The organism is Arthrobacter sp. MYb23, assembly GCF_002979775.1.
In the GTDB taxonomy this organism is placed as follows: Bacteria; Actinomycetota; Actinomycetes; order Actinomycetales; family Micrococcaceae; genus Arthrobacter.
Genome location: NZ_PCPR01000008.1, coordinates 154,925 through 169,205, shown reverse-complemented (window position 1 = coordinate 169,205; position 14,281 = coordinate 154,925). Strand labels below are relative to the sequence as shown.

General features: G+C 59.0%; 12 protein-coding genes. 7 read left to right on the top strand and 5 right to left on the bottom strand.

What is annotated here, in order from left to right:
* Nucleotides 1-200: 200 nt before the first annotated feature.
* The 5 genes from qatD to CQ020_RS11310 all read right to left on the bottom strand — a co-directional run bounded on the left by qatD (nucleotide 201) and on the right by CQ020_RS11310 (nucleotide 6,456).
* Nucleotides 201-932: a Qat anti-phage system TatD family nuclease QatD gene (gene qatD, locus CQ020_RS24765; RefSeq protein ID WP_105691933.1), complete on the bottom strand. Its 732-nt coding sequence runs from the start codon at nucleotides 930-932 to the stop codon at nucleotides 201-203.
* Nucleotides 929-2,092 carry a Qat anti-phage system QueC-like protein QatC gene (gene qatC / locus CQ020_RS11325; protein WP_219844505.1) on the bottom strand — a complete coding sequence of 388 codons (1,164 nt, stop codon included), beginning with the start codon at nucleotides 2,090-2,092 and terminating at the stop codon, nucleotides 929-931. The genes qatD and qatC overlap by 4 nt, the downstream gene beginning before the upstream one ends.
* A gap of 110 nt (nucleotides 2,093-2,202) precedes the next feature.
* Nucleotides 2,203-2,799, bottom strand: coding sequence for a Qat anti-phage system associated protein QatB (gene qatB, locus CQ020_RS11320; protein ID WP_308727311.1), 597 nt, complete (start codon nucleotides 2,797-2,799; stop codon nucleotides 2,203-2,205).
* Between the two features lie 205 nt (nucleotides 2,800-3,004).
* A complete protein-coding gene (locus tag CQ020_RS11315; RefSeq protein WP_105691946.1) occupies nucleotides 3,005-4,879 on the bottom strand; it encodes a P-loop NTPase fold protein in 1,875 nt (624 codons plus the stop codon).
* Between the two features lie 128 nt (nucleotides 4,880-5,007).
* Nucleotides 5,008-6,456 carry a hypothetical protein gene (locus CQ020_RS11310; RefSeq protein WP_105691931.1) on the bottom strand — a complete coding sequence of 483 codons (1,449 nt, stop codon included), beginning with the start codon at nucleotides 6,454-6,456 and terminating at the stop codon, nucleotides 5,008-5,010.
* A 341-nt stretch (nucleotides 6,457-6,797) separates the two neighbouring features.
* Between CQ020_RS11310 and CQ020_RS11305 the strand changes: the two genes are divergently transcribed.
* The 7 genes from CQ020_RS11305 to CQ020_RS11275 all read left to right on the top strand — a co-directional run bounded on the left by CQ020_RS11305 (nucleotide 6,798) and on the right by CQ020_RS11275 (nucleotide 14,252).
* Entirely contained in the window at nucleotides 6,798-7,793 is a 996-nt protein-coding gene (locus tag CQ020_RS11305) for a LacI family DNA-binding transcriptional regulator (RefSeq protein ID WP_105691945.1), read from the top strand.
* A gap of 200 nt (nucleotides 7,794-7,993) precedes the next feature.
* Nucleotides 7,994-9,316 carry an ABC transporter substrate-binding protein gene (locus CQ020_RS11300; RefSeq protein ID WP_105691930.1) on the top strand — a complete coding sequence of 441 codons (1,323 nt, stop codon included), beginning with the start codon at nucleotides 7,994-7,996 and terminating at the stop codon, nucleotides 9,314-9,316.
* Nucleotides 9,317-9,318: 2 nt separating this feature from the next.
* Nucleotides 9,319-10,263, top strand: a complete 945-nt coding sequence (locus CQ020_RS11295) for a carbohydrate ABC transporter permease (RefSeq protein ID WP_105691929.1) — start codon at nucleotides 9,319-9,321, stop codon at nucleotides 10,261-10,263.
* Entirely contained in the window at nucleotides 10,260-11,159 is a 900-nt protein-coding gene (locus CQ020_RS11290) for a carbohydrate ABC transporter permease (protein WP_105691928.1), read from the top strand. The genes CQ020_RS11295 and CQ020_RS11290 overlap by 4 nt, the downstream gene beginning before the upstream one ends.
* Before the next feature lie 47 nt (nucleotides 11,160-11,206).
* On the top strand, nucleotides 11,207-12,310 hold the full coding sequence (locus CQ020_RS11285) for a Gfo/Idh/MocA family protein (RefSeq protein WP_105691927.1): 1,104 nt from the start codon (nucleotides 11,207-11,209) through the stop codon (nucleotides 12,308-12,310).
* 1 nt (nucleotide 12,311) lies between these two features.
* Nucleotides 12,312-13,055, top strand: a complete 744-nt coding sequence (locus tag CQ020_RS11280) for a ThuA domain-containing protein (RefSeq protein ID WP_105691926.1) — start codon at nucleotides 12,312-12,314, stop codon at nucleotides 13,053-13,055.
* Between the two features lie 3 nt (nucleotides 13,056-13,058).
* The gene (locus CQ020_RS11275) at nucleotides 13,059-14,252 is read left to right on the top strand and encodes a Gfo/Idh/MocA family protein (protein ID WP_105691925.1); all 1,194 of its coding nucleotides are present in this window, start codon (nucleotides 13,059-13,061) and stop codon (nucleotides 14,250-14,252) included.
* Nucleotides 14,253-14,281 lie beyond the last annotated feature (29 nt).

Here is a 14,281-nt window from a genome sequence, read left to right as displayed (position 1 = left end):
CAAGAGGGTGGGTGGGGAGGTGAGGGTTTGGGATACCAAGCAGAGCTAGGTCCGGGACTGGAGTTGAATGGAACCCCGAGGATGCCGTCGAGTGCTCGAGCCGGCCCCCATCTCGTCAAACGCTGTGGGCTCGTAGGGATTTGCGCTCGGTGCTGACAACCAGAGATCCACCGCCGGTGGTTTTTGCAGCAGGAAAGGGATCAGATAGTTCGGAGCACCGATCGCTCGTTGCTTTGGACCAAAGAAACCACCTCTTCCGGAGGGATATTCCAGGCGCGGGAGATTCCGTCAATTGCGAGGGCAGCGTCCCAAGGGGCCAGTGAACGTCCTTTTTGAGCTGTAAAGGGTCCGTCCGATTCCAAAAGGACGCGGTTTCGGGGCATGGCGGAGACGAGGCTTTGCCCTTTTGCCCCAACTAGCATGGACGGTCCCACGCTGAACCAGCAGTCGCGAGCAATTGCCCGCCGAAGTTCAGTTTTGTTGCCAGAGAACCAGTGGAGGATGGCTGTTCCCGTTCTGAGGTGCCGCTCTAGTTGATCCATTACTGCAGAGGCCGCGTTTCGGCTATGAACGCTGATTACCCTGCCGCCGGCCTGGTCGCAAGCTCGCAATATATCCCGAAATACAATTTGTTGGTCATGCCGAGTGCCCTGATTTTCGGGAGATCCGTCCAGCCCTACCTCACCCACGAAATCGGTCTCTGGTAGTAGATCCTTGAACAGCGGCATCTCGTGAATTCGTTCGGATGCGAGTTGGGGATGAAGTCCGAGGGCAGTCCGTATCGCAGGGTTGCCGAGAGCCAAATTAGAGGTTCCGCGCCAAGCTGACGGGGTCGTTGTTACGGAAAGAACGCCGATATTGCGGCGCCGCGCCTCTTCGGCGATGTCGACGGGGTTGGGGTAGAGATCCAGATGGCAATGAAAATCGATCACGGAATACGGAGGTTCTCATGGAGGGTGCGCAGTTCTTGTAGCCCTCTTCCCAGCATGGCTCGCAGCGCCAAAGCGTTATCGATGTGAGGTGAATTAAGCGCATTGCCGATCCAGCGATCGAGACCATAAGATTCGGCTGTTTCTAGCGCTATTTTCACCGCCTGAACGTCATCAAACATCGCATAGTCGCTGTCCGCAATACTGAGGTCTTCAAAGTGGTACTTAGTCTGGTCAGGGCCGTCCCAGGTGAGAAATGAAGCGCGTCTGATCTGACATGGCACGCACCTGCCGCAGTGCGTGTAATTGAATCGTTGGAATCGACCACAACTAGTGGACACGGTCGCTAGTTCTTGCAGAATATCCTGGTCGCGACATTCAAGCATCATCTCGCCCTTTGTTTTTTCCTCATAAGGGTTAATAATTTTCACTCGAAGCCCTACTTTGTCAAAGATGTGTTGTATCTGCGACAAAAAATGTGGGTGGGCTGTTCGAGTGCTGAGACTTCCAATTCGCGCCAGTGTTAGAGGCGGATTTATTGCGATGAAGCCATTTTCGCAGATGTAGATGGGTATTGTTGCACCTGACTTATACTTGTCGAGAGTGCTAGCGGCTAACACAGCAAATGCAATGAAGACCATCGATCGCGCCCGTTGTGACGTTTCCTTTTCCCTGCGACGAGTGCTGGCATTATGGTTCAGCTGTATGAGTTGGACATTCTGACCCATGCGCCTTGCGAATAATTTCTGCCGATGACTGTCGCCCCGAACTGTTTGACTGACCCCGAGGATTGCTGAGCCGCCTGAAGCTAGATCGATTGTTCCGATCAAACTGTCCAGCCCACCAGAAAGCAGTGCAACTGCGTCGGCTTTCGGGGGAGCATGCTTTCGAGGGCGACGAGGCAATTGCCCACCAGGCATGAATGAAACTGACCATATGTCTGTCGTCAGGAAGGAGAGGGCTCGTGCGATCTCACCTCCGACATCGTTCCAGCGGTCGGGATCAACGGCCGCAATCGACAGGTCCAGCTGACGCGTCCACCCGTCGGCGCTCAGGTTCCGCCTATGAATGCCATCCACGGTAACGGCAGAAAGCGCTAGCGACAGGAAGTCCCATGCTTCGGAACTAGGTTCGAGTCCATGACGCTGAACCCGCTCTGCCACAGCGGCTCCGGCGCTTGCATGCGCCGTTCCGGAGGCTTGTCCATATAGAAGGATGCGCTGCGCCGGGGTTGGTTTCGAAGACAGAAAACTAAATGGGCCACAATAGTATGTCAACCGAGATACTCCTCGAAGATGCTGAATGTTTGCGCAAGTGCGTGTTGAGTTAGCACCCCGATATTGGCACTAGTTGCCGTGCCCTTGTCGCCGCGGATCCGCCGAAAGCTTGCAGCCACTGACTCTGCAATGAATTCGCGTATTTCCCTGAGCCGTCCCAGGCCCGAGGCCGTATCAGCAGCGGCCGCAATGACACCTTTGCCCATGTCCAGAAAAAACCGTTGATATACATCGAGGGCTGCATAGCGCTCGATGACGAAAGAGCGTTGAGCGTCATCAAGCCTGAGCAGGTCGGCATCGGGGAAACGCTCGAGTAAATCTGAGAGAGCTTCGCGGATGGAGCGCCGCGACCCTTCCGCGTCTTGCGTTCCGTCCTCGGGGCGAACCGCTGAGACGATGGCGTCCATTATAATATTCGTGTCAGAACCACCGGCCAATGCCCGATCACGAAGGGATATTCCTTCCACTGTTTGACCAGTGGCGAGCAGCATTCCCAAACGACCGCCAGTGGTTGCGGTTCCGCCCATGCGCCGAGTGAATGTTCTGCTTCCGCCGTAGCCGGTGGAGACGTAGTGTGAGAGACCGCGGCGCATATCAACCGAGTTCCCGGAGCGGGCAAAGCTGCTGAAATTCCTGCGCGCCGCGCCGAATCGCCTAGCGGGTGCGGTAGCTGGAGTCAGAGTGGGCACGTCCGCGTCGAACAGGGGCTGCTGAGCAGCCCCATCCGGAGTGCTCGGACCAATCGTCTCTGCCCACGGTGGCACCATCGGCACGTTCGCGCCGGGCCCCGTACTGCTCTTAGAGGTTCCCATTCGCCGCGCTGTTCTTCTTGGCGGCTTTAATGGCGTTCTTGACGGGACTGCTTACAGCGGACGTAGCCCAGTGGTCGAAGACCTCATTGGCCCAAGAATATCCGTCTATCCTGGGGATGAGACCTGCACGAATTTGTCTTGGCGGGCGCTCAACGAGGAAACCTGCCAAGCGACTTCCCTGGCTGGGGTCGACGTCAACTACTGCAATGCAAGCTGAAAGCACCGGCGGAGTGCCCCATTCCTGCTCCTGTTGTGCGACTGAAAGAAGCTTGTCCAGAATTTCGGATAGGTCCGTCGGTGGAAGGGCTCTGAAATCCTCCTTCAGAGCATCAGCCATGTCTGGGTTGGAAAGCAAAGCCGCGAGAATACGGCTTCCTTCTGCGGAGAGTCGTCCGCCTGAAATTTCAAGAGGGGCGTGCTCGCGGCTAACATATAACGCACCACGCAAGTCGGTGGCCGCAAGGGGCGGGGCTAATTGAAGCCATTCTCGTATGAAGGGCGCATCCCAAGGATCGGTTAAGGCGGGTTCCTTACCCGCAGCGAGTGACTGCTCCCAATCGGCCAGTATCGAGGGCTCGCCGTTCGGACTAGCGCTGACTGACGAGCTTAGCGCTGTGTATGCAGCCGTGGGGGCCAGTCGTTCAAATAGTAATAATTTTACGAGGACAGCTTCGTCTACCCCGACGCCCTGGGCTTTCGATATGGCCATACGGATGGAAACGGCATTCAGAAATCGCTTAACTAGTCTTGGATTACCAACTATACCGGCCGAGGTTGTCATCAAAGACGATAGTCGTTCAGCTGAATCTAGTCTCGCGACTAAGTCCGCCGGCAATTGGTTATCGATGGATTCAATAAATTTTCGATCGACGCGTTTGCCTTGCCATGATGCGCGGAGTTGCTTAGCAACTCCTTTCCAGATCAGTTCTTTACGATCGGCCGAAAGGCTACTATTCTCGATGTAGAGCATCGCCATATACGCTCGGACTTCGTGGGTTCCAAGGGTTGGAACCCGGACGGGTATCTGGATGAGCTTGTCAAAGTAGTTTGTAACAAGGCTTTCATCACCTAAACCGCCAAAATGTTTTCGTACTGCATATCTGATCATCTCGTCATCGGCGGCGATTACGAATGCAGTATTTTTTAGAAAGAGAAATAGCCTGATGGCCTCGAGGGTTGAGATCGTCGTCTCCGGCAGGCACCTATCGAGATCATCAATCAATACGACCAGGGTAACATTCAGTTCTTCCAAGGCGGCTTCGAATGAGTCCCTAAGGGCCTGAATTTCCTTAGGGGGGGACGAGTCCTCCTTTGCGCGAATCAATGAGGACGACTCACGGCTGACTTCCGTTGCCAGCCTGCCAGCGGTCTCCAGTTGCTCAGACCCGATCTTTCCACTGGCGGCCTGGCCGATAAGATCGGTGGCTTGGCCTGCCAGTCCGCCAGGTGGGATTCCAAGCGCGAGTGCTGCGACTGGCAGAGCAACCAACTTTGCGAGACGTAGCCAGCGCACCCGCTTCAGGAAGTCGGCGACCTTGTCCATTCCCGATTCTTGGCTTGTCGCCTCCTCAGTAAGGACGGAAGCAATTACATCGAGGAGAGCTGCGCGAGCGTCATCATAACCTTGATAAAGCCAAGCGTTGAAATCGACGAAGACAAATTTCTTTTGATCGTCTGAGTCCTCAAGTTTTTTCAGAGAGGACTTTGTCAACTTGATCATCGACGACTTGCCGACACCCCATGCACCTGAGATGCCGACAGATAACGGGCGCCCCTCGGCTTGGACGATCATCTGCGCGACGGTGTCGGCGAGCCCCTCGAAATTGAGAAAGTCTCGATCCGTCTCGTTATCCGGCCACAAGTTCTGTTCCCTCCCCAAGAGCATCGCTCGCCTGTAGATACAAACTGTAGAGCATTACTCGAGCTATCACTCGACAGGTGCTCTCTGCGTCGTTCACGTGATCGAACTTGCGGCGCGGGCTGAGGCGATCAGTCGACAGTTGGTAAGAAGACTCGATCGAAGGCTTCCTCCATCAGGCGGTTCTTTGGATAGTCCTTCATGCCCAACTGAGTTAGGACGGCGGCCGAGATATTCCAACCAGCTTCAGTCGCATCGTTGGCAATAGAGGACAAGGCTCGTCCAGCATCTTCAGGATCTAGTGTTGAAATCATCTCTATATCACGAAGTGTTAGCGTAAGTATGGGGATTTTTGTTTGTGGAAGAAGTTCTCGAATGCTGGGATCGTTGACGCTGTATAGGGGCTCTGCCGCCACTACGAGGCCGATGAGCGGCTTGTCTGCGGGAATGTGAGCAAAACTTTTATTGCCACTAGTTATTTGTTTGGCGTTTTCATCGAGTTGACGATAGGCCTTCGTTATGTGCTCTTCGAATACCTTTGGAAAGGATTGTGAGCCCGCCTTTGCAATGAGGCTCATACGCGCTGATTTGCACTCAATGATAAAAGTGGCCTGTGGAGTCATGAGGAACCAGTCGGAGGAGCGTGCTTCACTGCCTGATTTCTGGTATTTGAACTCTCCCTCTACTGTAAATTTCCCTGAATGGAGGAGTTGCATACCCGTATAGGCCTCGACTCGGGCTCCGTAGGCCTTTCCGAACTCTTGATCCGCCCACTGACGCATACCTCGATAGTAGAGGTTCTCAGGACTCATGGTATGGAGGATGAACTCTGGCTGCGGCGCAAGTCTTCTACCTGGTTCGAGCTCAATTACTGGAGTTCGAGACAATGGATTGTATGAGAAGCGCTCTAAGGATGTCGGGACTTGGGACCTCTCGGCCGCCGCAGCAGCATCGATTTTGATCTCGGCAATTGAGGCCGTTAATAACTCAAGGGTCTTATAAGCCGATTCTCGGGGTACACCGTCTTCTAGTCTTTTATACGCATCACTTTCAATGAATTTATCATCAATCTCACCATTGTGATTTATGGCCACAACGTAGAACATGAAAGCGGCGCTGAATGCATCATGAATGGATGCACCGAGCAGCTCCTTCCAGTCTTCGGTGTTTGGCTTGACCAGCTGAGCTTCAACGCTAGTTTCGCAGAGCATTAGGTAACTGCGAATTAGTTCGTCTCTTGAAGTACCCTGCAGGGCAAACTGTTCGTACATGAATGCAGAAACTAGAGCCCATATGTTAATTTCCGGATCATGGGCGGCATCTTCTGCTTCCCAGAAGAGGTTTACTAGTTTGATGATCGCAGATTCATCTACCGTACTGCTACGAAACTCGTTGCCATGTAGCATGCTAATTCGCGCGATGGTCCCGTAAGCCAAGATCCGTTGTTGTTCTTCGGTTGTTAGATCATTCGTGTAAAGCCTTTTGACAGCGATTTGGGAACTTCTTGCGGCCAACGCGGGCAGAAGGTCCGAGGGTGCGTAGCGCCGAACTGCGTGTTTGAATTGCGAAAAGGTGATCATGGGAGGCCACTATATCGTCGTGGACTGCTCTTCACTGCGTGAGTCGAGCTATGTGATAGGTATCGGATTTCCTAGACCGCTGCGTCCTGCCCGTAGGAGCGCTCCGGGCCACATTTATGCAATCTCTAGCTCGTGAGTGATGCTCCACAGACGGAGGCCGTAATTGTTTGCTCGACCTTGAGGCATTGACGGTGAACAGGGGGGTGGGTGCGCCTGGGGCTGCTGTATGAGCCCCTAACTCCGTCTGTTTTTCTTCGTTACAGCTAAGCTGAGGAACGCCGGTGGGCGTGGTAGTTCGTGGCGGCAAGGACCATCGGCACTTCTCGCGGAAGGACAAACGAATGGCTCGGCCGACAGTTCAGGACGTCGCCAAAACGGCGGGTGTGTCCGTGGGGACGGTGTCGCGCGTTCTGAATGGTAGTTCGGCTGTCAGTGCGTCGGCCAAGGAGAAGGTCAACGCCGCCATCAAGGAGCTTAGCTATCGTCCTCTTGCTTCGGCGAGGGACCTCAGAAGAGACAGGACGATGCGCGTCCTAGCCCTGGCCAAGAACCTCGACTCCCTCGTGATCAGTGAAGTCTTCCGTGGTGTCGGCGACGCGGCGGCGGACTCTGGCTACGTCAGCCTCATCGCTGCCACCGACGGGGACCTCGATCGCGAACAGCAACTCGTGGACATGCTCCGCAACGGCTCCGTGGACGGCCTGGTGATCTTCTCGCCAACGATGCCGGACGACGACGTCAACACAGTCGCTGAGCAGCTAAGCGTGATCCAGGTCTGTGAAATCGTCGATGCGGAGGCAGCATTCGGGGTGTCCATAGATGACCGGCAGGCCGCATACGACATCACCAAACATCTGATCGACACCGGTGCCAAGAAGCTGGCCATGCTCGCCCATAGGGGAGCCCGCTCGGGCCGGCTGCGTGAAGAAGGATTCCGCCAGGCACTCACTGAGTCCGGCTTGGAACCGGACCGGATCCTGCTCGGAGAAGGCAACTTCGGCTTTCACTCCGGTCGCAGCCTCGCCAAGAAGCTCCTCAAAGCAAAAGACCTTCCGGACGCTATCTTCTGCGGGACCGACGTAGTCGCCGCGGGGTGTGTCCGCGAGCTCACGGACGCCGGCCTACTTGTACCAAACGACATCGCCGTAGCGGGTTTCGATGACTCTGCCCAAGCAGAAATGTGCGTCCCCGAGCTGACAACCGTAAGACAGCCGGCCTACGAGATGGGCCGGGTCGCCTTCGCTGAACTCCTCGATCGCATGACAGTCCCAGGGGAACATCGCAAGGGAAGAACCTTCCTCCCGCACCAACTCGTCATCCGGGACTCCACGAAATAAAGAGGGTTGACAGCCTTCAGTGGTCCCTGTTCCACTATTTTGGAATCGATTCCACGGCCGAAAGGCCGATTCTTTTGGACACATTTGGAATCGATTCCATGGACCACGAGAACTACCGGCAAAGAAGCCACCCTCAGGACGCGGGACAGCCATAACGCGCACTGAACGCCACCCGCCCACAGACCCCAAAGGAGCCACTTGTGGACTTGAACCGACCTGCTTTCCCGCTCCAGAGCCAGAACAACGCCGCAGCACCCCGAAACAGAAAAGCCCTAGCGGCAACCGCACTAGCAGCAGCCCTCCTCCTCAGCGCATGCGGCGGGGGAGCAGCACCCCAAGGTGCCGAGCAAGCGGCAGCTGCCGATCCGGCGTCGGGCGCTAATGCCAGCGGTGCCGTGAATATCTGCGGCGTCAAGGACGCGAGCGGTATCTACAAGGGCACAGCGGAGGCGTTCACCAAGGCGAACGGTAAGGTCACGGCCAAGTACACCGAGATCGGCGCCACCACGGACGAAGCCCGCACGCAGATCGTGCAGCGGCTCGAAGGCAAGTCCACCGAGTGCGACCTCTTCATCACGGACGTCATCTGGACCTCCGAGTTCGCCTCCCAGGGCTGGCTGCTGGACCAGACCAAGCTGGTGGAAGCCAACAAGGACCGGCTCATTCCCTCCACTGTGGAAACCACCAAGTACCAGGACAAGTACTGGGGCTCGCCGTTCTTCACCAACGCCGGATTGATCTACTACCAGAAGGACAAGGTAGCCAAGCCCGAGTCCTGGCAGCAGCTCTACGCGGAAGCCGCCAAGGCTCCCGGCAACGGCTACGTCTACCAAGGCAAGCAGTACGAGGGCCTCACGGTGAACTTCCTCGAAATGCTCTACAGCGCAGGCGGCGAAGTGCTCGACGACCAGGGCGACGTCAAGATCGACTCCAAGGAAACCCGCGACGTCCTCAACTTCATGAGCGACGGACTCAAGAACGGCTCAGCCGACCGCGCCGTCCTCACCTACAACGAAGACCCGGCCCGCCTCGCCTACGAGTCCGGCGACTTCGGATACCAGCGCAACTGGCCGCACGTGTACCGGCTGCTCAACGCGACACCGCTGGCATCAAGCTTCGCGGTCGCGCCGCTGCCGGCATGGGAAGGCGGCAAGGCCTCCGGCGTGCTCGGCGGCTGGAACCTCGCGATCTCGGCCCACTCCACCAACCAGGCTGGAGCTGTAGCGTTCATCGACTACGCCACCAGCCCGGAGTGGCAGAAGCACGTGGCCATGGACTACTCGCAGGCCCCGGTCAACGAAGCTGCCTACTCTGACGCCGCGGTACTTCAGAAGATGCCGTTCGCCACGGAACTCCTCGCCTCCGTGAAGGGTGCAAAGCCGCGCCCCATCTCGCCGGTCTACCCGCAGATCAGCCAGGCGATCTACAAGAACGTCTACGCAGTCCTCTCCGGCACCGCCTCCACCGAGGACGCCGTGCAGAAGATGGCCGAGGAAATCACCACCGCCAAGGCGAGCTTCTGATCATGGCCACCAAGACACTTCAACCGGGCCGGGCCGCACCGGCAAAAACAAGCGGCCGCGACCGCGCAGAGCGCAGGCTCGCGTTCCGCATGACCGCCCCGTCGCTGGTGATCATGGCCTTGGTGGCAGCGGTTCCCATTGGCTATGCGATCTGGCTCTCGCTGAACCAGTACAGCGTCCGCACCGCAGGGCTGTCCCGCTTTGTCGGCCTGGAAAACTACATCAACGCCCTCGCAAGCCAAGAGTGGTGGGCTGCGTTCGGCCAGACCTTCCTCTTCGCGGGTCTCTCCGTCAGCCTGGAACTCGTCCTCGGAACAGCCATGGCGTTGCTGCTCAACCTCGCGTTCAAGGGCCGCGCCGTCCTGCGTACCGTGGTGCTGCTGCCGTACGCGATCATCACCGTGGTCAGCGCCATCACCTGGCAAACGATGTTCCAGCCCAACATGGGCCTGGTCACCAACGTCCTCTCCACGCTGGGGCTGCCCGGTGGCGACGTCGTGTGGCTCGGCGAGCACGGCTACGCGATGGCCGTGATCGTCATGGCCGACGTCTGGAAGACCACCCCATTCGCGGCACTCATCATCCTGGCCGGCCTGCAGGTCATCTCCGCCGAAACGTACGAGGCCGCGGAGCTCGACGGCGCCAGCAAATGGCAGACCTTCGTGAACATCACCCTGCCGCTCCTGCGCCCGGCAATCGTCCTCGCCGCGATCTTCCGCACCATGGACGCCCTCCGCGTCTTCGACCTGCCGTTCGTCCTCACCCGCGGCGCCAACGGCACCGAATCCATGTCCATGCTCGCCTACACCCAGCTGCGTGAAAACCGGCTGGTGGGCGAAGGCTCGGCGCTGTCCATCCTGACCTTCCTCACCGTCATGGTGGTCTCGGTCATCTACGTCCGCTTCGCCGGCGGCAACATCCGCGACGTCGCGAAGGAGGAACAATGAGCACGCTGATTGCTGAACGTCCGACGGCGGAACTCGCCACGCGCCCCAAGGCGCCGAAGCGTCGCTTGCGTGGGGAATCGAAACTGCATCCCTTGGTGTGGGTGTTCGTGGTGGCCGTCATGGCTTTCTCGCTCATCCCGTTCTACTGGCTGGTCAACACCTCCCTCAAGAAGGGCGCGAGCCTGTCCCAAGGCGAGCTCTTCCCGAGCCAGCCGACCCTTGAGAACTATCTGGTGGTCTTCCAGAACCCCGAGTTCCTCCTGGCCTTGCGCAACTCGGTGATTATCGCCGTCGTGACTACAACAGTGGCGCTGGTGTTCGCGTCCTTCGCCGCCTATGCGCTGGCCCGGCTGAAGATGCGCCGCAAGGCGATGATCCTGACGCTCATCCTCTCGGTTACCACGTTCCCGGCCATCGCCATCGCGGCCCCGATGTTCTCCATCTGGCGTGATATCGGGCTGTACGACACATTGCTCGGCCTCATCATCCCGAAGCTGACGTTCGCGTTGCCGCTGGCGATCTACACGCTGACGTCGTTCTTCAAGGAGATCCCGCGTGAGCTCGAGGAATCCGCGTACATGGATGGCGCCACACCGTTTGTCGCCTTCCGCAAGGTCATCCTTCCGCTGGCGGTCCCGGGCTTGGCGACGACGGCGATCCTGGTGTTCATCTCGGTCTGGAACGAATTCCTCCTGGCCGTCACGCTGACCACCTCGCCGGAATCCCGGCCCGTGCCGGTCGCGATTGCGTTCTTCAGCGGAACCAGCGAGTTCGACCAACCCCTCGGCACCATCAGCGCCGCGTCGGTGATCATCACCGTTCCGCTCGTGATCCTGGTGCTCGTATGCCAGAAGCGCATCGTATCCGGCATGACGGCCGGTGCGGTCAAGGGCTAACCCCACTTTCAGCCATCCGAAGTAACCACAGAAAGAACAGGAACAACGTGAGCATTCAGCAGCAGGCCCCGTCCACAACCCTCAAGGTGGGAGTTGTGGGCATCGGTTGGGCCGGCCAGCAGCACCTCAAGGCGTACAGCAACATTGACGGCGTCGAGATTGTCGCCGTCGCGGGCATGGAAGCTGACCTTCTTGCCCAGCTGAAGGAGGAATACAGCATTCCCCACGCCTTCGCCCGCTGGGAAGACATGATCGAGCTCGATGGCCTCGACGCCGTCAGCGTCGCCGTGCCGACGTTCCTGCACGCGCCCATCGCTATTGCTTCGCTCGAGCGGGGACTGCATGTACTGAGCGAAAAGCCGTTGGCGCGCAACGCCGTCGAAGGTCAACAGATGGTGGACGCCGCACGCAAGGCCGGCCGTGTTCTGGACGTCGCGTTCAACCACCGCCGCCGCGGGGACATCCAGGCGCTCAAAGAAGTGATCGACGCCGGCACGCTGGGGCGCCCGTACTACGCCAAGGCATCCTGGCTCCGCAGGCAGGGCATTCCGATGCTGGGCAGCTGGTTCACCAACCCGGAACTCGCCGGCGGCGGACCGCTGGCGGACATCGGCGTGCACGTGCTGGACTACTCGCTGCACCTGCTGGGTGAGCCCAAGGTTCTGGCCGTCTCGGCGTCGACCCATTCCGAACTCGGCCCGCGCGGCCTCGGCGGCAACGCCCGGTACACGGCGTCGAACTCCAGCCACAAGTTTGAAGTGGAAGACTTCGCGTCCGCGTTCATCCGGCTGGAAGGCGGCGGGACCCTGATCCTGGAAGCGGGATGGGCCACCTACCGCGACGAGCGGGACCTGATGGACTTCACCGTTTACGGGACCGACGGCGGTGCGGACTTGCGCTCGGTCGGCGCCTCCGAGAACCCAGTGGCGGACGTCCATGTCTTCACGGAGAAGGACGGCGAAAACACCGACTTCGAGGTGGTGGCCGAACCCGGGCGAGCCCACCAGGCCGTCGTCGACGATTTCATTGCCGCCGTGCGCGGTGGCGAGACCGTGTGGGGAAGCCACGACGGGTCCCTTGCCCTCAGCCGCGCGCTGGTCCTTGATGCTTGCTACAAATCCGCCCTCGAACAACGTGAAGTGGTGCTCTGAAATGTCTGATTCAAAATTGAAGGTCGTCGTCTGGAACGAGGCCGTCCATGAGGCCCGCAACGAGCCCGCAACTATCGGCGAGATGTACCCGGAAGGGATCCACGGCGCCATTGCCGCCGGACTCCGCGGCTTCTACCCGGACTCCGAAATCTCCACCGCCACCCTGGCCGATCCCGAGCACGGACTCTCCGAGGAAGTCCTGGAGCAGACCGACGTGCTGCTGTGGTGGGGGCATATTGCGCATGGGGACGTCGCTGAGGAAGTGGTGGAGCGCGTGCAACGCCACGTGCTCGGCGGCATGGGACTGGTGGTCCTGCATTCGGGCCACTTCGCCAAAATCTTCACTCGACTGTTGGGGACCACGTGCTCGCTGAAATGGCGCAACGAGGGCGAACGCGAGCTCGTGTGGACGGTCAAGCCTTCGCACCCGATCGCCGCTGGGATCGAAAGCCCTATTGTCATTCCCCAGCAGGAAATGTACGGCGAACATTTCGACATCCCGGAGCCTGATGACCTGATCTTCATCAGCTCGTTCACCGGGGGAGAGGTGTTCCGCTCCGGCGTGACGTTCTCCCGCGGCAAGGGCCGGATCTTCTACTTCAGCCCCGGCGACCAGGAATACCCGGTGTACCACCAGCCGCAGATCCAGAAGGTCATCGCCAATGGGGTTGGTTGGGTTGCCCAGCCCGGCGTTTTCCGTGAGGCGCCCGAGGTCTCCAACCCGGCGCGGGGCTGGTTCGAGTAAACCATGACCGCTTCTGTTCTTAGTGCCCGTCCGCTGGGTGTGGCCGCGATCGGTTACGCCTTCATGGGCAAGGCCCACTCGAATGCGTGGCGGAATGTGGCCAGTTTCTTCGACGTTCCGGCCTTCGAACAGAAAGTGCTCGTGGGCCGGGACGCCTTGGCAGTGGCCGAGGCCGCTGCCAAGTATGGCTGGGCCGAATCCGCTACTGACTGGCGTTCCGTGATCTCGCGGGACGACATCGACATTGTGGACATCTGCGCGCCCGGTTGGATGCACGCCGAGATCGCTATTGCGGCCCTGGCAGCGGGGAAGCATGTGCTCGTGGAGAAGCCGCTGGCCAACACCCTAGAAGAGGCCGAGCTGATGGCGGAAGCGGCCGCTTCCGCCCAGGCCCGGGGCTTGCAGTCGATGATCGGGTTCAATTACCGGCTGGTTCCTGCGCTGGCGTTGGCTCGGGAGCTGATTGCCGAAGGACGCCTCGGAACTGTGAGGCACATCCGTGCCGCTTATCTGCAGGACTGGCTGTCCGACGTCGAAACCCCCATGAGTTGGCGGCTCCGCAAGGAGACGGCCGGGTCTGGGGCGCTGGGGGACATCGCCTCGCACGCCATCGACCAAGTCCAGCACCTCACGGGCCAGACGGTCACTGAGGTGACGGGAACGTTGCGGACCTTTGTTGCCGAACGCCCCGGTTTTGGCGGTCTGGAGAAAGTGACAGTCGACGACGCCGCGTGGGCCACTTTGGGGATGACCGGCGGCCTCAGCGCGTCGGTAGAAGCGTCACGAGTGGCTACCGGACAGAAGAACTCTTTGAAGATAGAGATCTACGGGTCTTTGGGTTCGTTGACGTTCGATCTGGAGAACCTGAACGAGCTCGGCTTCCTGGACGCTACGCTTCCGGTGCGGGAGCAGGGGTTCCGGCGGATCCTGGTCAATGAGCCCGAGCATCCCTACGCTGCAGCATGGTGGCCGCAGGGTCACGTCATCGGCTGGGAACACACCTTCACGCACCAGGTTCGCGACTTCTTGCTTGCCATTCGCGACGGAACCCAACCATCGCCGTCGTTCGCTGATGGGTTGCAGATCCAGCGGGTGTTGGCCGCCGTCGAAGAGTCGGCACGAAACAGGAGCGTCGTGACGGAGGTTCCAGCCGTCACCACGGGAAATGAAGATCTCGTGGTCGTGGGCGCGAAATAGTTGGCCTCTTTCGCCGTTGAAGGGTGGGG